The sequence below is a fragment of the Acinetobacter sp. S54 genome, assembly GCF_016624945.1.
Lineage (GTDB): Bacteria > Pseudomonadota > Gammaproteobacteria > Pseudomonadales > Moraxellaceae > Acinetobacter.
On record NZ_JACVUI010000003.1, the window covers coordinates 17,363 to 39,955 of the forward strand.

The window sequence follows — 22,593 nt, forward strand, 5'->3', positions numbered from 1 at the left end:
TACGTTCCATATCAAATTAAGGGTAGAGTCGATCTACCCATTAAAATAAAAATGAACGGAGTACAGCGATGACTCAACTCGATTTAATCCTGAAAAATGGGAAAATTACCACTCTTAATACCCAACAACCAGAAGTTCAAGCCATTGGCATCGCTGACGGTAAAGTCATCATTACCGATAGCACCGATCAGGTAATGAAATTGGCAACAGCCAAGACGAAAGTCATTGATCTCAATGGAAGACGAGTGGTTCCAGGTTTAAATGACAGCCATTTGCATATTATTCGCGGTGGTCTAAATTATAATATGGAACTGCGTTGGGAAGGCGTACCTTCTGTTGCAGATGCTTTGAGATTACTTAAAGAACAAGCTGATCATACACCTGCACCGCAATGGGTGCGCGTAGTGGGTGGTTGGACAGAATTTCAGTTCGCCGAAAGACGATTGCCCACTTTAGAAGAAATTAATAAAGCTGCCCCAGATACGCCAGTTTTCGTATTACATTTATATGCCAGTGCTATGCTCAATCGGGCTGCACTGAATGTATTGGGTTTTAATAAAGACACCCAAGATCCACCTGGTGGCAAAATTGTTCGAGATGATAAAGGTGAGCCAACAGGATTATTATTGGCAACGCCTTCGGCGGCTATTTTATATTCTACTTTAGGTAAAGCACCAAAGTTACCAAAACAAGATCAGATCAATTCGACTCGTCACTTTATGCGGGAACTAAACCGTTTAGGTTTAACCTCTGCGATTGACGCTGGTGGTGGTGGTCAAAACTATCCTGATGATTATGAAGTCATTAAAGAGTTGCATGAAAATGAACAAATGACGGTCAGAATTGCCTATAACTTGTTTGCACAAAATGCTGGTTCTGAGCTAGAAGATTATAAAAAATGGACAGAAATGACCTTTCCAGGTGACGGTGATTCATTGTTTATGGTTAACGGAGCCGGCGAAAACCTGACATGGTCAGCAGGGGATTTTGAAGATTTCTATGAACCTCGACCAGATTTACCAGAAAAAATGGAAGCAGAGCTAGAAGCAATTGTTGAACTTTTAGCTGAGAAAAAATGGCCTTTTCGTTTGCATGCAACTTATGATGAAAGTATTGAACGCTTCCTGAATGTATTTGAGCGTGTAAATGCCAAGCAACCATTTCAAACCCGTTTTATTATTGACCATGCCGAGACAATTTCTGAGAAAAATATTGAGCGTATTGGGGCATTAGGCGGTGGTATTGCAATTCAGCATCGTATGGCTTATCAAGGTGAAATTTTTGTAAATCGCTATGGTGCAGAAGCAGCAAAATCGACTCCACCAGTGAAAAAAATGCTGGAATTGGGGGTTCCTGTGGGTGCTGGTACGGATGCTACACGGGTCGCTTCTTATAACCCTTGGGTATGTCTGGGTTGGTTAAGTACAGGGAAAACCGTAGGTGGTCTTTCTTTGTATGATGAAAAAGATTTACTTGATCGCCAGACAGCACTCAGACTATGGACTAAAGGATCGGCATGGTTTTCGGGTGAACAAAGTGATAAAGGTGCTTTGGTCGCAGGCGAACATGCAGATTTAGCCGTACTTTCAGATGATTATTTCAAAGTCGAAGGTGACGATATTCAGTGGATAGAATCTGTTCTGACAGTAATGAACGGTAATATCGTTTATGCAGGTGCAGAGTTTAAGCAGGAAGATCCACCATTACCGCCTGCTTCACCAGATTGGTCACCTGTAAAACGTTTCGGGGGACAGTGGCGACTGTCTGAAAATCGTAATGCACCATCTTTACAGCCACTTCAGTCAAATTCGACCATGTGTGCCTGCTCTAGCAGTTGTGGTATGCACGGACACAGTCATGCATGGATGCTAGATGTACCAGTCAATGACAAAGATAAAAAGTCATTTTGGGGTGCATTAGGTTGTTCATGTTTTGCATTCTAAACTGATGACGCGGGCTCTATCTTCTTCGGGATAGGGCCTTGAGATGAATTATGAAAGTGTATGTTTTATCTTTGGGCGTCGGTTTACTCGTGGGCGTACTTTATTATCTTTTAAATGTACGCTCGCCAGCACCTCCAATAGTTGCTCTTGTTGGGTTGCTTGGAATGGTTATTGGTGAAAAACTTATTCCGATGTTGAAAGCTTTTCTCAGTTAATCAACTGATATTTAACTCCAAATTTTAAGCTGTAATGAAGCAAATTTATATTGTTTGGCGTTCACCTACGATGATTTTGTAGGTGAGCTTTCAAAACATTTTAGGTCATATCGCAAATTTGCAAAATGACGATAAAAATAATTTTTAGATTGATACAGCCTGCATGTATTTTTTATTTTAGGTAGAACCATGATATCTGGTATTTCAACATTAGAATCTTACCTCGCTCGACAATGGATCATCATAGGTATCCTCTGCCTGTCAACACATACTTTTGCCAATGATGTTTTATCATCAGACCGTCAATATTTACTCGGTGACTGGAATGGTAAACGCACAGAACTTTCGGATAAAGGAATAGAGTTTAATGTTGCTTTTATTAATGAAGCTGCCACCAATTTGCATGGGGGGTATAACGATGATTCAGCTTTAAGAAGTGCTAATCAATGGACTTTTGGTTCAAGTTTTAACTTGGAAAAATTATGGGGCTGGGAAAATACTGTCGCAAAACTGGCAATATCAAAACGTGATGGACAAGGTCTTTCAGAAGATCGAATTGCAGATCCACGGGCAAAGCAATTTAGCAATGTACAAGAAATTAATGGTCGTGGGCAGGTTTGGCGCCTGAGTCAAATGTATTTACAAACATCTTCACTGGATAAGCATCTGGTTTTTAAAATAGGTCGTATGAACATGGGGGAAGATTTTAATTCGGCTCAATGCGAATTTCAGAATTTAACCTTATGCGGTGCGCAAGTGGGCAAAACAGTCGGCAATGTTTGGTATAATTGGCCCATTACAGTCTGGGCGACCAATATAAAATATAGTTTTAGTCCTGCATGGACATTAGGTATTGGGATATATGAGTCCAATGCAGAAAATACCAAAGAAAGTAAAGGGTTTAATTTAAGCACAGATGGGTCAAAAGGTGTCGTTATTCCTGTTGAATTGATCTGGAAAACCAAATTTAATGAGCTTGCTGGCACCTATCGTTTTGGTGGTTTTTATAGTACAGCAGATGCGAAAGATGTACTGACGGATAAAAATGGACAACTACAAACCATTGCCGCCAATCGAGAAATACATGATGGAAAATATAATCTGTGGTTAGTTGCTCAACAACAATTAACTCATCATGCTGGTGATGATCAACGTGGCTTAACCGCGTACCTGAGTTTAAATATGAATGATCAGGCGACGACTCAACTACGTGGTTCACAGCAGATTGCATTTATCTATAAAGGTGCATTTGATAGTCGTCCAAAAGATTCAATTGGTTTGGGCATTGCACGTAGTCAAATGAATAAACGTTTTCGAGAGCGTCAAAACGCATTGAATGAACAAAAACAGATTTTTAACTATGATGATCCTCAATTTACCCCTTTACAGTATAACGAAACCAATGTGGAGCTAAACTATACCTTGAATTGGTCCCCGAGCATTATGATTCGCCCAAATGTACAATTTGTTCATCAACCCGGCGGTGTTAAACAAGTGGATGATGCATGGGTACTCGGTTTAACAACCCGTTTTACTTTTTAAAATAGATTTAATTAAAACAATAGGTAAATTATGAATTTAACGACGACAAAAAATGAAGCAGAAGGGATTTGGAAAAGCTGTCGTGATCCAGTTATTTTAACGATTGTCGGTGGTGCGATTGATACGATTGGCTTTATTGCATTATTTGGTTTTTTTACTGCACATGTCACAGGTAACTTAGTGCTTGCTGGTGCGGCATGGGTGAAAGGTGGATCAGGAATCTGGATCAAGCTGGCAGCGATTCCACTTTTTATTCTGACAGTTGCGATAACCAAAGTCTTGATTGATCATAGTCAGAATAAAAGCAAAACTTTAGCTTTTCTATTTTATGGCGAAGCATTCTTTTTAACTGCTTTTATGGTGGCAGGTTTATATTTTGAACCCTTCAAAAACCCAGCAAGTATTACAGTTGCCATTACCGGTGGTTTAGGGCTAATTGCACTGGCGATTCGTAATACCTCTAGTAAAACCCTGATTAAGCATATCAGCCCAAGTACAATGATGACAGGTAACACGACACAACTTGGAATAGATCTGTCCGATTACATACGTAATAAAGGTGAAGCACATAAATTTTCATTAATTAAAAGTTTTTCGATCGTTTTAGGTTTTGTAATAGGTGCTTTTCTTGGCGCATTTTTATACGTTTACCTCAACTTTTGGAGTGTGGCTTTTTTTATATTGCCTATTATTTATCTGGGCTATTTAGCTTCTCAACATCGCTTTAAAGAACCTGAATAAAATTTGAAAAGATGACGGTGTAATAAGTTAGCAGGGTGAGTGCTGATTGAATGTTCACTATTTCGTCCAAAATAGATTGAAACCGTCGTGCATCAGAACGCACGATTTTAAATTTACTGTGTTATATTAGTTGCACAAATCGCATGTTATATGTTGATCTTAGAGTTCATCGTTATTTTGCTTTTCATGAGATTGATCTAAAGTCGATCTTTAAAAAGCGATAAATGCGTTGAAAGCGGGTCGCTTACATCCTGTGAAAATACATTGATAAAAGATGTGAGATAACTCACAGACCAACCCTATACTGGCTTTTACTTATAGGCATCCAATGCAGTCTGCAAATATTTCAGCCAAATCTTTTCGTAATATTGGTCTCATCGGCCGTCCTGATAAATCATCAGTGGTTGAAACTTTAAGTTTGATTCATGATCACCTTTTACATTTAGGCTTACATCCTATTTTCGATCAGGAAACAGCTGCGCTTGTACCTAACAACAATACACAAAGTGTAAGCCGTAGTTTACTTGGCGAAGTCGTCGATCTGGTTATTGTCGTTGGGGGAGATGGTTCCCTGCTACATGCTGCCCGTGCATTGGTTCGACATAATACGCCTGTGATTGGGGTAAACCGTGGACGTCTAGGATTTTTGACGGATATTACGCCATCTGAAGTTATCTTTAAGCTTGATCAGGTTTTGCAGGGACATTTTCAGCTTGATCGCCGTTTTTTACTGGAAATGGAAGTACGTTCAAAGGGTGAAACCATTTATGATGCAATTGCGTTGAATGATGTGGTTTTGCATTCAGGTCGGTCAGTTCATATGATCGATTTTGAACTCAATATTGATGGGCAATATGTCTATCGTCAGCATAGCGATGGCCTGATTGTGTCAACACCAACGGGTTCAACCGCTTATGCGTTATCTGGCGGCGGTCCAATTTTACATCCAGGAATGGACGCAATTGCACTGGTGCCTATGCACCCTCATACATTGTCTTCCCGCCCAATCGTCGTGAGTGGGCACAGTGAAATTAAACTCACAATTCGTGAAAATCGTGTTTTACCAATGGTCAGTGCGGATGGACAAAATAGTATTTCCCTCAATGTAGGTGATACGGTGCATATCCGAAAACATCCATTTAAGTTAAACTTATTACATCCACCCGGTTATGACTTTTATATGGCTTGCCGTACAAAGCTTGGCTGGAATCAGGATTTTGACTCATTTCAACAGCAGGATGACGCATGAATATTGAACAAATGCTTGCCGTTTTAGATCCAGATATCGTAGAGCGTTTAAAGACGGCAGTCGAAATTGGTAAATGGCCAAACGGTGTAGTATTAACTCCCGAACAACGTCAGATTTGTATGCAGGCAGTCATTGCATGGGAACACCAAAATGTCCCTGAAAAACAGCGTACAGGTTATATTGATAAAGGGCATAAAGAAGGGGATGAATGCGACACGCATGAACCCCAACATGATACAGAGTTTAAACCGATTCGTTTTATCTAAAAACGCAACGGATTTTTCTGGTTAAAGAGCTTTGTCGAATCGAGTATTCCAAAGTTCTTTGGCTTTTTGGATTGCCTGAGTGAAGTCATCGGCGGCCTTCATAGTATATAGAGCAATTCCCATAGTCTCAATAATCGCCATTTCACCATATTGATGATCAGTCTGGCCCAACCAGACTTTTTTAAACGTGTCTAAATCAAGTTCTTCTTCAATTGGACTACGTTCTGGTGTCAGTTTAGGGAGTTCATATTCATACATTTCGCCATTTTTAATTCCACAAATTAAAGTTTTGGCATCTGGATTACGTTCAAACTCACCTCCTTCACCTTTAATCACAGCACTGTTTTCATAGCCCAATTGATAAGCCGCTTGTTGATGTGAGCTTCGATAAGCAGGGTGAAAAATTGCCTGTAAAGTGGCTCTAGCATTAAAGGGATTAATTAAACGGGCTAAAGTATGAACGGGTGAACGTAGACCCATGACATTACGTAAAGAAATCATGTCGCTTAGTACAGGAGAAATAGCTTCTAGTGGCAAATAAGCAAAATGTTGTTGTTGTAATTGTTGTTTAACGTCTTGTTCAGACTCGCAAATGTGGTACCCCAAATATTCTAAGACTTGCTCGGTATAAACACGATTAATTGTATGACCAGCAGCACCATGCATGACGATATTATAACCATGTCTAGCGAGTGTTAATGCGGCCAATAAAAACCATGGATAATGTTTACGTTTACCTGCATAGGATGACCAATCCAAATCAACCTGCAAAGGTTGAAAGTCAAGTTGATCTTTAGTTGCCTGTACAAAACCTGTAAGTTCTTCAACAGACTCTTCCTTAACACGAAGCAACATTAAAAAAGCACCTAATTGAACGTCAAGTACCTCTCCCTTTAAAATCATGGTAAATGCTGCATAAGCTTCTTCATAACTTAGGGAACGTGAACCTGTTTTCCCTTTACCTAATATACGCACATATTGGGCAAACGGATGTTCACTGTCTTTATAGAGATTCTTTTTAGTGTTCATGTGCATTTAATATTTCGTGGAAAAATGAATATCATCACTATGACATAAAAATAAAATGAATGAATCAACCTTAAACATATTAGACTAATGTCTACACTATTTTTGATTAAAAAATAACCGAAAAATGGATTTTGTAACCGATAGAAAGTGGAATTGCAGTACACTCTCGACAGTTTTTAAACTGTTTAATTTTTATTAACGATTTATTCGTTGACTCCCATTTTTCTTTAAACAGATGAAGTTCCTCCTAATCGGAACGAGATAAGTCGTGAGACTATTTTTGAAAAACTTTTTGTTTTTCATCTTAAGGAATTTTTCTTTTAAGAAAACTTCCACCATGCGTCATTTAGACAAGTGGGCTAAAGGGCTGTCTATAAACTATTTATAGATATTTTTATGGATATATTTCTAAGGGCTTAGAAATATTTGTTGACGTAAAGTTATGGCTAAAAAACCGATTTATAAATCACTTTATTTTCAAGTGATCATTGCCATTATTGCGGGTGTCTTGGTCGGACATTTTTATCCGAGCACTACGCAAATCGTAGATGGTGTCAAAGAAAATATCCCAGGTTTAGGTGAGCAACTCAAACCATTAGGTGATGCATTCATTCGCCTGATTAAAATGATTATTGCGCCTGTTATTTTCTGTACTGTGGTCAGTGGTATCGCAGGCATGGAAAGTATGAAATCTGTTGGTAAGACAGGTGGGATTGCATTACTTTACTTTGAAATCGTTTCAACTATCGCCCTCATCGTGGGTCTTTTGGTCATTAATATTGCCAAACCTGGTGTGGGTATGAATGTTGATCCGGCGACACTCGATACAGCAGGGATTGCGAAATACGTTGCATCTGGTCAGTCCCAGTCTACTATCGAATTTTTCATGCATATCATTCCTGAAACGGTTGTAGGTGCATTTGCTAATGGTGAAATCTTACAGGTTTTACTATTTGCTATCTTGTTTGGCTTTGCACTTCATAAACTTGGAGATGCAGGGAAACCCGTTTTGAAACTAGTTGATCAGATTTCACATGTTTTCTTCAACATTGTGAATATGATTATGAAGCTGGCTCCGATTGGTGCTTTTGGCGCCATGGCATTTACCATTGGTAAATATGGTGTGGGTTCTTTGGTACAGTTAGGACAACTTATTCTGTGCTTCTATGTGACCTGTTTGCTCTTTATTTTCATCGTATTAGGTTCTATTAGTCGCTTCTGTGGTTTTAGCATTTTTAAAATGTTGCGCCTGATTCGTGAAGAGTTACTTATTGTCTTGGGGACATCGTCATCTGAATCGGTGTTGCCTCGTATGTTGAAGAAACTTGAAATTGCAGGTTGTGAAAAGTCTGTTGTTGGTTTAGTCATCCCTACAGGTTATTCATTTAATCTGGATGGCACATCAATTTACCTCACAATGGCGGCGATCTTTATTGCTCAGGCCACCAACACACAGCTTGATATTCAGCATCAGATTACTTTACTGGTCGTATTATTGATTTCATCGAAAGGTGCGGCAGGTGTAACGGGTTCTGGATTTATTGTAATGGCTGCAACTTTATCAGCAGTTGGGCATATTCCAGTCGCAGGCTTGGCACTGATTCTGGGTATTGATCGTTTCATGTCTGAAGCACGTGCTTTGACGAACCTTACGGGCAACAGTGTGGCAACTATAGTGGTTGCTAAATGGGTGGGGGCATTGGATATGCAAAAACTTCAAAATGCGCTCAATAACCCTGAAGACGTTGACCGCAAAATGCTGGAAGAGAATGAACGATCCGTTGCGTAATTAATCAAAGCGTGAAAAAAAGGGATGAACATTGTTCATCCCTTTTTTATTGTTATTACATTTTGCTTAAGCATATCTTATTAGAAATAAGCAAAATGAAGTGGAAGTATTATAGCAATCGTAAATAGTTCACTCTGATTTTGCTGTATTTTAACTTGAATGGATTTATAAAAACCCGTGCAAATCTACACGGGTTTTTATATGTAATTTAAATTTTGGCATGTTTACCATATTTATCAATCATGATAGAGCTAGCTTCATTTAACCCTTTCACCGTGACGTGTATTCCATTTTTCTGAAACTTTTCGACTATATGGTCTAGTGAAGCCACTGTCGTAACATCCCAAATATGAGAGTGGGTTAAGTTAATGATGATCTGCTCAACATTTTCCTGAAAATCAAAAGCGCGAGAAAAACGCTCTGAAGAGCTAAAAAACAACTGGCCACGTACATCATATACACGGGTATTGCCATGACGCGAAGTTTCTATGTGTACATCATTCTCAAGTTTTTGAGCTAGAAACAATGCAGAGAGCAAAACACCGACTAAAACACCTATGGCCAGATTGTGTGTAGCAACCACCACGATTACTGTGCTAATCATGACAATATTGCTACTTTGGGGATTGCGTTTAAAATTTTTAATAGATCCCCAGTCGAAGGTGCTAATTGAAACCATAATCATCACTGCTACAAGTGCAGCCATTGGTATCACACGTAACCAGTCGCTTATAAACACCACCAATATAAGCAAAAAAACGCCTGCCACTAATGTAGACAGGCGCTGACGAGCACCCGATTTCACATTAATCATGGATTGTCCAATCATGGCACAGCCCGCCATACCGCCCATAAAACCAGTCACGATATTGGCAAGACCTTGACCCTTACATTCACGATGTTTATCACTAGAGCTATCTGTAAGTTCATCTACAATCGTTGCAGTCATCATAGATTCTAATAATCCTACCGCTGCCAATGCACAAGAATAGGGCAAAATAATCCATAAGGTTTCAAGATTCCATGGGATATTTGGAATAAAAAAGTGGGGTAAGCTATTAGGCAAATGCCCCATATCGCCTACAGTCCTCACATTTGAACCTAAAAATAAAGCTAAAAATGTAATGACGATAATGCAGACCATAGGTGAGGGAATCAATTTTCCGACTTTTGGAATATAGGGAAAGAGATAGATAATCGCTAAACCTAAAATCACAAATAGATACACCTGAATAGATACATGGGTTAATTCAGGGAGTTGTGCCATAAAAATTAAAATCGCAAGTGCATTTACAAAACCAATCACAACTGATTTGGAAACAAAACGCATAAGCTTGGCGAGTTTCAGTTGACCCGCAATAATTTGAATAAAGCCAGTTAGAATCGTAGCTGCAAAAAGATAATCAAGACCATGTTCTTTTACAAGGGTGACCATAAGTAAAGCCATGGCACCTGTTGCAGCAGAAATCATGGCAGGGCGACCACCCATAAAGGCAATAATAACGGCCATAGAAAATGAAGCATATAATCCAACTTGGGGATCAACACCTGCAATAATGGAAAATGCAATTGCTTCTGGAATAAGGGCCAGTCCAACGACTAAACCGGCAAGAACATCTCCACGAATATTGGAAAACCATTCTTTGCGAATTTGCTGAAACATAAATAGCCTATAAAATTTATCTGTTATAAAAGGCTAGTGATGTGATATTTACACACACAACGACACCACATCACTAGACAGTGATGAATTGATATTTGAAAATAACTCAATTAATTAAGGTGGCGTGATCTGCATAAACTAAATAAATCTTGAAATGAGGCGCGAGCTTAACATTTTTACGCTTGAAAAACCATGTTTAGGCTGCTTAATTTCATGCCATAGGCCATTTGAAAAGCAAGTTTATCTTAAGATGAAGGATAATTTTTGCCAATCTTGAGAGGCATATAATTACATTGATAAAGATGTTGATTATTTATCATTTAATTGTGATAACAATGATAGAGTTCATCATTTTGTCATCAAAATACAATAGTTTATTTGCAAAATAACAAAAAAATAGACAGTGAATAGGTTCGTAGTTTTTGACTATAAATCTGAATAAAATTAATATTATGAGAGGTTTTTTTGCTCTCCAAAAATATCAAAAATGATATTTTTGATCCTTAAGTAACCTAACTGATACGAATATAATGGGTCATGAAACAATGTAGTGAAGTTTAGAAATGGTCTAAAGTCATTCAAGAGTCATTTGAATAGAACGATAGATTGATTCTGATGTTTTTAAATAATAATTTTTAAATCAATAACTTAACAATAATATGATAGGGTGAAATTTATTATTTTCCATATCATGGCGTGATGTAAAAAAGGGGCCAAAAATTTCAAAGAAGGCATAATCATTAATAGGTAAATGTTGTAAATACATGGTGCTATTAAGTGTTAAATATGTCGCATTTTTATTATTTTTGGTAAAATATATCACTTGTGGATGAATAACAAGAAAATCGTTTATGAGAAATATACTCGTTTTAGTTTTTGCGAGCTTAGTGATCCTGCTTGGTTATAGTATTTATCTTGATTCAAAGGTAAAGAAAAGAGAGCAAGTGAGTAAAGTGATCAATGACGCTGAGCATAGTCTTAAAGCCCTTGAAGCTAACCCGAATTACAATCAGCGTTCGTCGCTGTATCGGGTTCATCATCAAGATATTATTCAATAATCAGGAATTATTTATAGTAAAATTATGATTTTTATTCATTTTTCTTAGAACCACTATTTGCTTCTAAAAAGTAAAAGTAAAAAATATTATGTTATAATCCTCACAGGAGATGGCATTAAAAATATCAATTAATATTTTTAACATCATATTCCTTCAAGTATATGTAAAGCTGCATAGACCTATGCGGCTTTTTTGTGTTTTATCAGATGATTAAACCTTATCGCATATTACGTATAGTATTTATTTTGATATGGAGAAATGTCTTTTAATTGTGCTCATTGGCATAGTGATTGCTTTTTCTATTACAAAACCATATGCAGTCTTAAAAGTGTATTCAAATAAAAATTCACTTTAAGATTGTGTACAAATCGCAATATCGTATGCTCAAACTTTTTGTAGGGACTATGTTATGTCAACTCCTAACCCTTCAGCAGACTTGTTAGAGCGCTTATTTAAATTAAGCGAAAATAAGACAAGCTTTAGAACTGAAGTGCTTGCAGGTGTAACGACCTTTTTGACGATGTGTTATATCATCATTGTCAATCCACTTATTTTGTCTGAAACAGGCATGGATCATGGCGCTGTATTTGTAGCAACCTGTTTGGCTGCTGCGATAGGGTGTTTGGTCATGGGGCTGATTGCCAATTATCCGATTGCACTTGCGCCAGGTATGGGATTAAACGCCTATTTTACCTATTCAGTTTGTCTAGGCATGGGAGTGCCATGGCAAACCGCACTAGCCGCGGTTTTTATTTCAGGAATTATTTTCCTAGCGATTAGCTTTTTAAAAATTCGTGAAGCCATCGTAAATGCTATTCCGATGTCACTGAAGTTTGCGATTGGCGGGGGGATTGGTTTATTCCTTGCATTGGTGGCGCTCAAAAATTCAGGCATTATTGTGGCGAATCCTGCTACTTTAGTTGGACTGGGCGATATCAAGCAGCCTACAGTATTGTTATCTTTACTGGGTTTTTTAATGATTGTGGTGATGCATCATTTTAGAATTCGTGGTGCGATTATCATCAGTATTCTGGTAATCACAGCAATCGCGACTTTGATGGGGCTCAATCAATTTAAAGGTGTAGTCGGCGATATTCCATCTTTAGCCCCTACTTTTTTGCAAATGGATTTTGAAGGATTATTTACCGCAAGTTTGATTGGCGTAATTTTCGTTTTCTTTTTGGTCGATTTATTTGATAGTACAGGGACGTTGGTGGGAGTTTCCCATCGCGCTGGACTATTGGTCGATGGTAAATTGCCACGTTTGAAAAAAGCATTATTTGCGGATTCCACTGCTATTGTAGCGGGTGCAGCTTTAGGTACTTCATCAACTACTCCTTATATTGAGTCAGCTTCTGGTGTGGCCGCAGGTGGTCGTACTGGCTTAACTGCCGTAGTGGTGGCTTGCTTATTCCTTGCCTGTTTATTTTTGGCTCCGCTTGCTCAGTCTGTACCTGGTTTTGCAACTGCTCCAGCGCTTTTATTTGTTGGGGTGTTAATGATTCAGGGTATTACCAATATTGATTGGGAAGATATTACTGAAGCTGTTCCTGCATTTCTTACAATTGTATTCATGCCATTTGCTTATTCCATTGCGGACGGTATCGCGATGGGCTTTATTAGCTATGCCTTGATCAAGTTGTTTACAGGTAAGGCGAAGACTGTACCGTATATGGTCTGGATTGTAGCTGCGCTTTGGGCATTTAAGTTTGCTGTATTTGGCGGTTAATTTTTATTAAAGAAAAAGGGTGCAGATAGTGTTTCTGCACCCTTTATTATTTTGGAGTTGTTATGAACCAAGTTGAGTTAATTCGTGCTTTACCCAAAGCAGAGTTACATGTGCATATCGAAGGGACGTTTGAGCCTGAATTGATGTTTAAAATTGCACAGCGCAATCATATTCAGATTCCCTACCAGTCAATTGAAGAAATTAAGCAAGCTTATAATTTTCATAACTTGCAGTCTTTTCTAGACATTTATTATGCGGGTGCCAATGTGTTGGTGCATGAGCAGGATTTCTATGATTTGGCTTGGGCGTACTTTGAAAAATGTGCAGAAGATAAAGTGGTTCATACAGAAATGTTCTTCGATCCACAAACACATACTGAGCGTGGCGTTGAATTTGCGACCGTATTAAATGGCTTAAAACGCGCTTGTTTAGATGCAAAAGACCAATTGGGTATTAGCTCACAACTCATCATGTGCTTTTTGCGCCATTTAAGTGAAGAAGATGCATTTAAGACACTTGAGCAAGCTTTAGCTTTTAAAGACGATATTATTGCAGTTGGATTGGACTCGAGTGAAGTTGGACATCCGCCGTCCAAGTTTGAACGTGTTTTTGCAAAGGCACGTGAGGCAGGTTTTCTTATTGTAGCGCATGCTGGTGAAGAAGGCCCACCAGAATATGTATGGGAAGCGCTTGATTTACTTAAGGTTAACCGGGTTGATCATGGGGTTCGTTCAGATGAAGATCCAGATTTATTACAGCGTTTAATTGATGAAAAAATGCCTTTAACTGTATGTCCACTGAGTAATTTAAAGCTTTGTGTAGTGGATGATATGGCTGAACATAATATTCATCGTTTGCTTAAACAGGGTGTCCATGTCACTATTAATTCAGATGATCCCTCATATTTTGGTGGTTATATGAATGATAATTTTCTTGCAGTACACCATGCATTAAATTTATCGAATGATGAGCTTAAACAGTTGGCGATCAACTCATTTGAAGCCTCATTTATAGAGCAAGCTGAAAAACAAAAATGGATTGCTGCTATTCAGCAATTATAAATCTTCATGAAAAAACGCATCTAAATTTGATGCGTTTTTTTATAGGAAAATACTATTTTATGTCATAGAGCTATTTGGGTTGTCGACTCATGCTAATCAATACATGATCTTTATCAATAAAATGATGTTTCAATGCAGCTAGAATATGACCTAATACCAATAAGCCTGCAAACCATGACAGATAAATATGCAAGGGTTTAACTACAGCCATCACTTCAGGGTTTTCACCTATCAATTGCGGAATATTAAATAGATAAAGTACAGGGGCGGGATGTCCTGCGCTCCAGCTAAATAAACAGCCTGTAATTGGCAAAGCCAATAAAATAAAATACAGCGCTAAATGACCTGCATGTGCCAGTTTTTTCATGGAAGGTGACATGGTATCTGGTAGCTGAGGTGCGGGATGAGTGTAACGCCAAAAGATACGAATCATCACAAGGAAAATGATTGTTGTCGCAATATTTTTATGCAGGGTGATGACATCACCTTTAAAACTACCATCAGTCTCATAACTTAAAAAATTACCACTGTAGAAACCGATGATCCATGCAGTAATAAATATAAGAGCCATAATCCAGTGTAAATATTGTGCCGTTCTTGTGTAGTACTGGCTAGAACTAGACATGAAAAATGTCCTTTCAATTGCTAATTATCACGCGAGAATAGACTAGAAGAAGAACTTAAAAAATGGGGCTGTTGTAACGAAGCGTTTTTTAAATGAAACGATGTATGACCAGTAATTCGGCAAAATTCACCTATTTCTACAATTTACATATTTCATAGCAGTCTGGGTTTAGGCAAAATAGCGGAAAATTTTTAACAGGATAGATTCATGAATAAGTATTTTTTAAGCGCTGCTTTTTTAACACTTGGTTTGGCAGGTTGTGCTACAGATGGTTCAATGAACACCAATACAGCAAGTAGTACCACAGAACAGTTGGGGATGGCTGCTTTAAAAGTGGCAGTAAATGCAAAATGTGTCAATGAAATTAATACTATTCCTGCATGGCAAACAGCATCAAAATTGATGACGACTGAACAAAAGCAAAATATACAGACAGAAGTGTGTGGCTGCGTAAGTGAAAAAGCGCCTTATAGCGTGACGGCGGCAGATTTAGCGAATGCAACATTCGATCCGAATGCACGTGCAACCATGGTGGGGCAGGTCGTTTCTAAAACAGTGACAGCTTGTGTAAACGAAGCATTCAGCTCAAGTAAATAAAAGATATTAACATGATAATTGCTGGTGTAGATGAAGCTGGACGCGGGCCCTTGGTAGGCTCAGTGGTTGCGGCAGCTGTGATTTTGGATCCTGATAATCCAATCGATGGATTGAATGATTCAAAAAAGCTGACGGAAAAGAAACGTGAGAAATTGTTTGTTGAAATTCAGGAAAAAGCGTTGGCTTGGTCAATTGCAGAAGCGACGCATGTTGAAATCGATGAATTGAATATTTTGCAGGCTACTTTTCTCGCAATGAATCGTGCGGTAGAAAACCTGAAAATTCAACCCACTAAGGTTCTTGTCGATGGCAATCAGATTCCTAAAGGCATATGCATTAGCTGTGAGGCAATAGTGGGAGGCGATGCGACTCATGCACAAATCAGTGCTGCCAGTATCTTGGCAAAAGTCGCGCGAGATAGGCAAATGAAATTACTGGATGAAAAATATCCTGCATTTGGCTTTGCCAAGCATAAAGGTTATCCAACTAAGGCGCATTTTGAAGCAATTGCTCATCATGGGGTGATTGATGAACATCGACGCAGTTATGCACCCGTAAAAAAAGCATTAGGTCTGCTATAAAATAACGAAGACAGAAATATTTAAAGCGGCTTTGATAGCCGCTTTAATCATCAATACAATTATATATTCTTAACGATTAAAATTGTTTTGAGAGAAATTATCATCTTCAAATGAAGGCTGATAGTCTTGATCAAGATGCTGAAGGTGTTCATGCATGGCACGTTCGTGTTGAATACGCTGGTAGATTTCTTCACGGTGCACAGATACTTCTTTCGGTGCATTCACACCAATACGAACCTGATTACCTTTAACGCCAAGCACAGTTACACTGACTTGATCCCCAATCATTAATGTTTCTCCGACACGACGGGTCAGAATCAGCATGTTTATCTCCTTGCTAAAACGCTAAACCTGCGATAGTGGTTTAAGAAACCGAAATTACAACCTCAGAATTAGAGAAATGTTTAACAGAATCAATAAAAAAAGTGCTATATTTATTAAAACTGCTGAAATTTTCTAAATACATGGGTCTTAATATAACAGAGCCACTATAGAAAAAACTACAGTGGCTCTGCTTTTTTGACACAAATTGTTGAAAAGTGATCTATTTCACAGTTTGTTTGGTCAAAGTTTATGCGCGCGCACTACTTTCACCATGCTCACGATCCAAACCAAATGCAGTATGCAAAGTACGCACTGCAAGTTCTAAATAGTTCTCTTCAATCAATACTGAGATCTTGATTTCAGATGTTGAAATCATCAGGATATTGATGCCTTCATCTGCAAGTGCAATGAACATTTTGCTAGCAACACCTGCGTGTGAACGCATGCCTACACCCACAATGGATACTTTTACAATATCATCACGTGTTGCTACTTCACGTGCTCCAATGTTTGAAGCAGTTTCTTCAAGAATTTTCTTGGCTTTTACTAAATCTCCACGATTTACAGTAAAGGTGAAGTCAGTTGTACCATCTTCTTCGACATTCTGGATGATCATGTCGACTTCAATATTTGCGGCGCTAATTGGAGCTAAGATTTTGGCAGCAATACCTGGTTCATCAGGTACACCTAAAATAGTGAGTTTAGCTTCGTCACGGTTAAATGCGATACCAGAAATAATCGGTTGTTCCATGTCGTCTTCCGCCTCAGTGGTAATTAAAGTCCCAACGTTTTGTTTAAAGTCTTCATCAAATACGCCATCATTGTCATTATCAAAGCTTGATAATACGCGAAGCGGAACTTGATATTTTCCAGCAAATTCTACAGAACGAATCTGGAGGACTTTAGAACCCAGAGATGCCATTTCCAGCATTTCTTCAAATGAAATACGATCCACTTTTTTGGCTTTTGGTGCAACACGTGGGTCAGTGGTATAAACACCATCAACATCAGTATAGATCTGGCATTCATCCGCTTTTAAGGCTGCTGCAAGTGCCACGCCCGTGGTGTCAGAACCACCACGACCTAGTGTTGTGGTATTGCCGTGTTCATCTACACCCTGAAAACCGGCAACAACAAGTACACGACCTAAATCAAGGTCTGCACTCATAACATCGGTATCAATCGCTTCAATACGTGCCTTATTGTAGGCATTGTCAGTTCTAATTCCAACCTGACGACCTGTATAAGATTTAGCTTCTACACCAATTGAATTTAGTGCCATTGCTAACATTGAAATCGTTACCTGTTCACCTGTAGACACCATTTGGTCTAGTTCACGTGGATCAGGAGTTTCGGTAATGGCTTTAGCTAGTGCAAGTAAGCGGTTAGTTTCACCACTCATTGCTGAAACCACTACCACAACCTTGTGGCCATGATCATGCCAACGCTTCACACGACGAGCAACATTTAAAATGCGCTCGGGAGTCCCCATTGAGGTTCCGCCATATTTTTGAACGATTAATGCCATAGTTGTTCCATATAAGCCATGACCCTGAGAGGCTTATTCAAGGTCAGTTACACAAAAGTGAAGTCTTAGTGCTGTTCAAGCCAAGCAGGAAGGGCTGCCATCACTTGTTCAAACTTCTCGTTTAGTGGCGCGCCACCTTGTGCTAAGTCAGGTTTACCACCACCTTTACCACCAAGTTCGGTTGAAAGGTGTTTGATGATGTCACCTGCTTTTAGATGAGCTGTATATTGTTTTGCAACGGAAGCAATCAGGCTGACTTTGTCGCCCTCTATCCCTGCTAAAACAATAACCGCATCTTCTAATTTTGATTTCACACTGTCATGTAGGTTGCGAAGTGATTTTGCATCCATATTTTGAACAGTAGTGATCAGGGTAGAACGACCTGCAACGGTTTGAACTTGGCTTAGAAGTTCAGCCGCCTGAAAGTTCGCTAACTTTTGGTTAAGCTGCTCAATCTGCTTTTGCAATGCTGAAGTATGTTCTACTGCAGCCTGAACACGTTCTACGGTTTGATCTTTTTGTGCTTTTAACACGCTATTAATATGTTGAATATCAGTATCAGCTTTTTGGATCACTTCAAGTGCTTTTGTTCCAGTTACTGCTTCAATACGGCGAATACCCGCCGCAACGCCACCTTCGGAAGTAATCTTGAATAGACCAATATCACCCGTGCGCTGTACGTGAATACCACCACAAAGTTCAATGGAGAAATTACGCTCTTCAATTATTGAACCCATAGAAAGTACGCGAACTTCATCGCCATATTTTTCACCAAATAACATCATTGCGCCTTTGGCTTTGGCAGATTCAATATCCAGTACTTCAACACCAACTGACGTATTAGCAATGATTTCACGATTCACCAATTGCTCGACTTGTTGCAATTGTTCAAAGCTTACTGGCTGGTCATTGGCGAAGTCAAAACGCAAAATGTCACTGGCAACCAGTGAACCTTTTTGTTGAACATGTGTGCCTAGAATCTGACGCAGTGCTGCATGTAAAAGGTGAGTTGCAGAGTGATTACGGGCAGTCGCAGCACGAATGTCGGCTTTCACGATAGCTTCAACATTTTGTGTCGCTTTTAAGCTGCCCATGGTGACTATGCCTTGATGGACAAATGCACCACCCGATTTTTTGGTATCTTGAACTTCAAAAATACCTGTATCGTTTTTAAACAGACCCGTGTCACCAATCTGACCACCACTTTCTGCATAGAAAGGAGTTTGGTTAAGTACGATTAAGGCTTCATCACCTTCAACGACTTCTTCAACTTGTTCACCATCTTTATAGATCGCAACAATTTGACCTTGACCTGCAGTTGCATCGTAGCCATCAAATTGTGTTTCACCTTCAACTTTTACAATGCTGTTGTAATCGACTGCAAACTTTCCTGCATCACGAGCGCGGCGACGTTGAGCTTCCATTTCACGTTCAAAACCGATTTCATCGATTTCTAGATTACGCTCACGAGCAATATCAGCGGTCAAATCAGTAGGGAAACCATAAGTGTCATAGAGTTTAAATACGGTTTCGCCAGGAATGACTTTGCCTGAAAGTTGAGCAAGTTCGCCTTCAAGCAATTTTAGACCTTGCTCCAGAGTTTTAGCGAACTGTTCTTCTTCTTTGATTAAAGTAGCTTCAATACGTGCCTGATCATTTTTAAGTTCAGGATAGGCTTCGCCCATGACATCGATCAAAGGTTGGAGCATTTTATAGAAGAAAGTACCTGTTGCTCCAAGTTTATTGCCATGACGTACTGCACGACGAATAATACGACGTAATACATAGCCACGACCTTCATTGGAAGGATTTACACCGTCTGCGATCAAGAAGCAACAAGAACGGGCATGATCCGCCAAAACACGTAGCGAAGGTTGGCCTTCATCTTGAACACCAATAATTTCACATGCAGATTTGATAAGATGCTGAAACATGTCAATGTCATAGTTTGAATTGACATGTTGTAATACTGCGCTGATACGTTCTAAGCCCATGCCAGTATCCACTGAAGGGGCTGGAAGAGGATGCAATACACCGTCTGCGGTACGGTTAAATTGCATGAAAACGTTATTCCAGATTTCAATGAAACGGTCGCCATCTTCTTCAGGTGTACCCGGTAAGCCACCCCAGATATGGTCACCATGATCAAAGAAAATTTCAGAACAAGGGCCACAAGGACCAGTGTCACCCATTGCCCAGAAGTTATCCGATGCGTATTTCTCGCCTTTGTTGTCACCAATACGAATAATACGCTCAGGCGCTAAACCGATTTCTTTGTTCCAGATGTCGTATGCCTCGTCATCTGTATGGTAAACCGTGACATAAAGTTTATCTTTTGGTAAACCTAACCATTGTTCACTGGTTAAGAAATCCCATGCAAATTTAAGTGCATTTTGTTTGAAATAGTCGCCAAAAGAAAAATTACCCAGCATTTCAAAAAAAGTATGGTGACGTGCTGTATAGCCAACATTATCAAGATCGTTATGTTTACCGCCTGCACGGACGCACTTTTGTGATGAAACTGCGCGTACATAATCACGTTTTTCTAAACCAAGAAAACAGTCTTTGAACTGGTTCATGCCTGCATTGGTAAACAGCAAAGTAGGATCGTTGGCGGGTACAAGTGAACTCGACGCGACACGTGTGTGGCCTTGCGATTCAAAATAGCGCAAAAAAGCTTCACGAATTTCAGCAGATGTCATAAAACGAGTACTCACAACCAAGTCACTCCATAAATTCAATTAGGCTATATGCAGACAGCGATCGTTAAAACAAAAAACGATTTAGGATGAATGCGTGGCGTAGATTTCAAAAGTGCCAAATTATAACGGAAAAACCCCGTTCAACCAACGATTTTACCGAGAAATCATGACAATTCTATGCAATAGTGTTGTCAATGAATGGAGAGGCTTCATCAAAAAAGTAGTAATTTTACAGGAAGTCTATATTTGTAGAGGTACTCTGGGGTAAACCGATGAAAGTAGAAGGGCATTTATAAAGGATCTAATTGATCAAAAAATAACAAACTCGTCTAAACTCTCCATTCAATTGTATCATCGTGATAATCAATGTTTTAACATATAGTCAGATCGCTTCGATAAAAGGGTAAAGCATGCAACGTATCGCCATTAATGGATTTGGTCGGATTGGCCGAAATGTTTTACGTGCATGGTTTGAAAATCCAAAACAGTTTAACTTTGATATTGTGGCGATCAATGACATTGCTGATGTTGAGACGTTAGTGCATTTGTTTAAATATGATACGACACATGGTCGTTTTCATGGTGACGTGACGATCAATATCGAAAATGAACAGATTATCTTAACTATTCAAGCTTTTGGCCGTGAGCTTGCCGTACAGGTTTTTCGTGAAGAAGCGCCTGAAAACTTGCCGTGGAAAGCATTGAATATTGATGTGGTTTTAGAATGTACAGGATTATTCCGTTCGCATGCCGATGCAATTCGACACTTAGGGGCAGGCGCTAGACGTGTCATTATTGGCGCAGCACCATTTGATCAGGTGGATGCTGCTATTGTTTATGGTGTAAATCAGACTGAAGTTAAAGCTACAGACCGTATTATTTCAAGTGTATCGTGTACCACTCAGGCACTCGTTCCTTTAGTTAAAATTATTGATGATGCTTTTGGTATCGAAACAGCATTAATGACTGAAATTCATGCGGTAACTGCCGACCAATCGGTACTGGATCATGCGCATCGTGATTTGCGACGTGCTCGTGCTTCTGGTCAAAATATTATTCCGACTACATCCAGCGCATTAAATGCACTAAAAAGAGTCATGCCAAAAATGGAAAATCGAATCGATGGTTATTCGATTCGTGTTCCTACTATTAATGTCGCAGCCATTGATTTAAGTTTTGTTTCACAAAGTCCTATTCATCCACATCATTTAAATGAAGTGCTGATCAATGCTGCGAAATACGATTATTCAGAAATTATGTCTGTTACCGATGAGGCTTTGGTTTCTAGCGATTTTAATCATTCACCTTATTCATTGATTGTAGATTTGACCCAAACAATGGTGGTTGGGCGTCAAGCGAAAGTTTTTGCTTGGTATGACAATGAATGGGGATATGCAAATCGATTATTAGATTTATGCCAATCATTTAATCAATAAATTTTTAACCGTGTTACATTCATATTTTAAACATTGAAGTGGATAGTGTGTTAATAAAATAGAGACTTATATTTTAATATGCCTTTATAAACATAAATAACGTAAGAAATAAGGGGAACAAGATGCTCATGTGGCTATTTATCATTATTTTAATGATTGCAGTTTTAATTTTAATTGTCCTGCAATTTCGTAAAGAACAAAACTCGCTGCAAGAGGATAGCCAGCATCAGAAACTTGAAGAAAAAGTTATGACACTTGAAAGCAATCTCAAAAAAACCCTGGAAATTATGCAGGATTTAGCTAAGGGTGTTCAGGTTGATCGGGAATTGCTCAATCAAACAGTACAAAAATCAAAGCTTCTGGAGTTGCAAAATGCAGAGCTGATTGCTCTCATTAGTCAGTATGTGGGGCATGCCGAAGATTTTAAGCGTATTAATGAATTTGAAAAAGATGATCTAAAATAACAATGAAATGAACAGTAAAGTCATAAAATTAATTTTCGTAAAATTGTCAGG

At 38.9% G+C, this 22,593-nt stretch carries 21 protein-coding genes; 15 read left to right on the top strand and 6 right to left on the bottom strand.

Going from position 1 to position 22,593, the window contains the following annotated elements:
- Positions 1-68: 68 nt before the first annotated feature.
- The 6 genes from IAE20_RS05740 (at position 69) to IAE20_RS05765 (ending at position 5,956) form a co-directional block, all read left to right on the top strand.
- Complete coding sequence (locus IAE20_RS05740; RefSeq protein ID WP_200459879.1) at positions 69-1,943, top strand: amidohydrolase; 1,875 nt, start codon at positions 69-71, stop codon at positions 1,941-1,943.
- A 50-nt stretch (positions 1,944-1,993) separates the two neighbouring features.
- Positions 1,994-2,158, top strand: a complete 165-nt coding sequence (locus tag IAE20_RS05745; protein ID WP_200459880.1) for a DUF1427 family protein — start codon at positions 1,994-1,996, stop codon at positions 2,156-2,158.
- 189 nt (positions 2,159-2,347) lie between these two features.
- Positions 2,348-3,700, top strand: a complete 1,353-nt coding sequence (locus tag IAE20_RS05750) for a carbohydrate porin (RefSeq protein ID WP_200459881.1) — start codon at positions 2,348-2,350, stop codon at positions 3,698-3,700.
- Positions 3,701-3,730: 30 nt separating this feature from the next.
- Entirely contained in the window at positions 3,731-4,441 is a 711-nt protein-coding gene (locus tag IAE20_RS05755; RefSeq protein ID WP_200481810.1) for a YoaK family protein, read from the top strand.
- 328 nt (positions 4,442-4,769) lie between these two features.
- A complete protein-coding gene (locus IAE20_RS05760) occupies positions 4,770-5,690 on the top strand; it encodes an NAD(+) kinase (protein ID WP_200459883.1) in 921 nt (306 codons plus the stop codon).
- On the top strand, positions 5,687-5,956 hold the full coding sequence (locus tag IAE20_RS05765; protein ID WP_200459884.1) for a YeaC family protein: 270 nt from the start codon (positions 5,687-5,689) through the stop codon (positions 5,954-5,956). Before IAE20_RS05760 ends, IAE20_RS05765 begins: the two co-directional genes overlap by 4 nt.
- A 21-nt stretch (positions 5,957-5,977) precedes the next feature.
- On the opposite strand, the gene IAE20_RS05770 is transcribed toward IAE20_RS05765, so the two are convergent.
- On the bottom strand, positions 5,978-6,985 hold the full coding sequence (locus IAE20_RS05770) for a glycosyl transferase family protein (protein WP_200481828.1): 1,008 nt from the start codon (positions 6,983-6,985) through the stop codon (positions 5,978-5,980).
- A 442-nt stretch (positions 6,986-7,427) separates the two neighbouring features.
- Here IAE20_RS05770 and IAE20_RS05775 point away from each other — a divergent pair, with 442 nt between their 5' ends.
- Positions 7,428-8,774, top strand: a complete 1,347-nt coding sequence (locus tag IAE20_RS05775; RefSeq protein WP_200459885.1) for a dicarboxylate/amino acid:cation symporter — start codon at positions 7,428-7,430, stop codon at positions 8,772-8,774.
- A gap of 208 nt (positions 8,775-8,982) precedes the next feature.
- On the opposite strand, the gene IAE20_RS05780 is transcribed toward IAE20_RS05775, so the two are convergent.
- A complete protein-coding gene (locus IAE20_RS05780) occupies positions 8,983-10,437 on the bottom strand; it encodes a SulP family inorganic anion transporter (protein WP_200481809.1) in 1,455 nt (484 codons plus the stop codon).
- An 851-nt stretch (positions 10,438-11,288) separates the two neighbouring features.
- Here IAE20_RS05780 and IAE20_RS05785 point away from each other — a divergent pair.
- The 4 genes from IAE20_RS05785 to IAE20_RS05795 all read left to right on the top strand — a co-directional run bounded on the left by IAE20_RS05785 (position 11,289) and on the right by IAE20_RS05795 (position 14,285).
- Complete coding sequence (locus IAE20_RS05785; protein ID WP_200459887.1) at positions 11,289-11,495, top strand: hypothetical protein; 207 nt, start codon at positions 11,289-11,291, stop codon at positions 11,493-11,495.
- A 250-nt stretch (positions 11,496-11,745) separates the two neighbouring features.
- Positions 11,746-11,850, top strand: a complete 105-nt coding sequence (locus tag IAE20_RS16915; RefSeq protein WP_413784485.1) for a hypothetical protein — start codon at positions 11,746-11,748, stop codon at positions 11,848-11,850.
- A 54-nt stretch (positions 11,851-11,904) separates the two neighbouring features.
- On the top strand, positions 11,905-13,224 hold the full coding sequence (locus IAE20_RS05790) for an NCS2 family permease (RefSeq protein ID WP_200481808.1): 1,320 nt from the start codon (positions 11,905-11,907) through the stop codon (positions 13,222-13,224).
- 62 nt (positions 13,225-13,286) lie between these two features.
- Entirely contained in the window at positions 13,287-14,285 is a 999-nt protein-coding gene (locus IAE20_RS05795) for an adenosine deaminase (protein WP_200459889.1), read from the top strand.
- A 70-nt stretch (positions 14,286-14,355) separates the two neighbouring features.
- Here the strand turns inward: IAE20_RS05795 and IAE20_RS05800 are convergent, their stop codons facing one another.
- Entirely contained in the window at positions 14,356-14,910 is a 555-nt protein-coding gene (locus IAE20_RS05800; RefSeq protein WP_200459890.1) for a cytochrome b, read from the bottom strand.
- A gap of 207 nt (positions 14,911-15,117) precedes the next feature.
- Between IAE20_RS05800 and IAE20_RS05805 the strand changes: the two genes are divergently transcribed.
- Together IAE20_RS05805 and rnhB are read left to right on the top strand one after the other, a co-directional pair.
- Positions 15,118-15,507, top strand: a complete 390-nt coding sequence (locus IAE20_RS05805; protein ID WP_200459891.1) for a hypothetical protein — start codon at positions 15,118-15,120, stop codon at positions 15,505-15,507.
- Positions 15,508-15,518: 11 nt separating this feature from the next.
- A complete protein-coding gene (gene rnhB, locus IAE20_RS05810) occupies positions 15,519-16,088 on the top strand; it encodes a ribonuclease HII (protein ID WP_200481807.1) in 570 nt (189 codons plus the stop codon).
- A gap of 69 nt (positions 16,089-16,157) precedes the next feature.
- Here rnhB and csrA read toward each other — a convergent pair whose 3' ends face one another.
- The 3 genes from csrA to alaS form a co-directional block, all read right to left on the bottom strand.
- Positions 16,158-16,412: a carbon storage regulator CsrA gene (gene csrA, locus IAE20_RS05815; RefSeq protein ID WP_004989721.1), complete on the bottom strand. Its 255-nt coding sequence runs from the start codon at positions 16,410-16,412 to the stop codon at positions 16,158-16,160.
- Positions 16,413-16,659: 247 nt separating this feature from the next.
- The gene (locus IAE20_RS05820) at positions 16,660-17,940 is read right to left on the bottom strand and encodes an aspartate kinase (RefSeq protein WP_200459893.1); all 1,281 of its coding nucleotides are present in this window, start codon (positions 17,938-17,940) and stop codon (positions 16,660-16,662) included.
- Between the two features lie 65 nt (positions 17,941-18,005).
- On the bottom strand, positions 18,006-20,642 hold the full coding sequence (alaS, locus tag IAE20_RS05825) for an alanine--tRNA ligase (RefSeq protein ID WP_200481827.1): 2,637 nt from the start codon (positions 20,640-20,642) through the stop codon (positions 18,006-18,008).
- Between the two features lie 410 nt (positions 20,643-21,052).
- Here alaS and IAE20_RS05830 point away from each other — a divergent pair, with 410 nt between their 5' ends.
- A complete protein-coding gene (locus IAE20_RS05830; RefSeq protein WP_200459894.1) occupies positions 21,053-22,078 on the top strand; it encodes a type I glyceraldehyde-3-phosphate dehydrogenase in 1,026 nt (341 codons plus the stop codon).
- Positions 22,079-22,200: 122 nt separating this feature from the next.
- Positions 22,201-22,542 (top strand): hypothetical protein, encoded by a 342-nt coding sequence (locus IAE20_RS05835; RefSeq protein WP_200459895.1) that lies wholly within the window; start codon positions 22,201-22,203, stop codon positions 22,540-22,542.
- Positions 22,543-22,593: the final 51 nt, after the last annotated feature.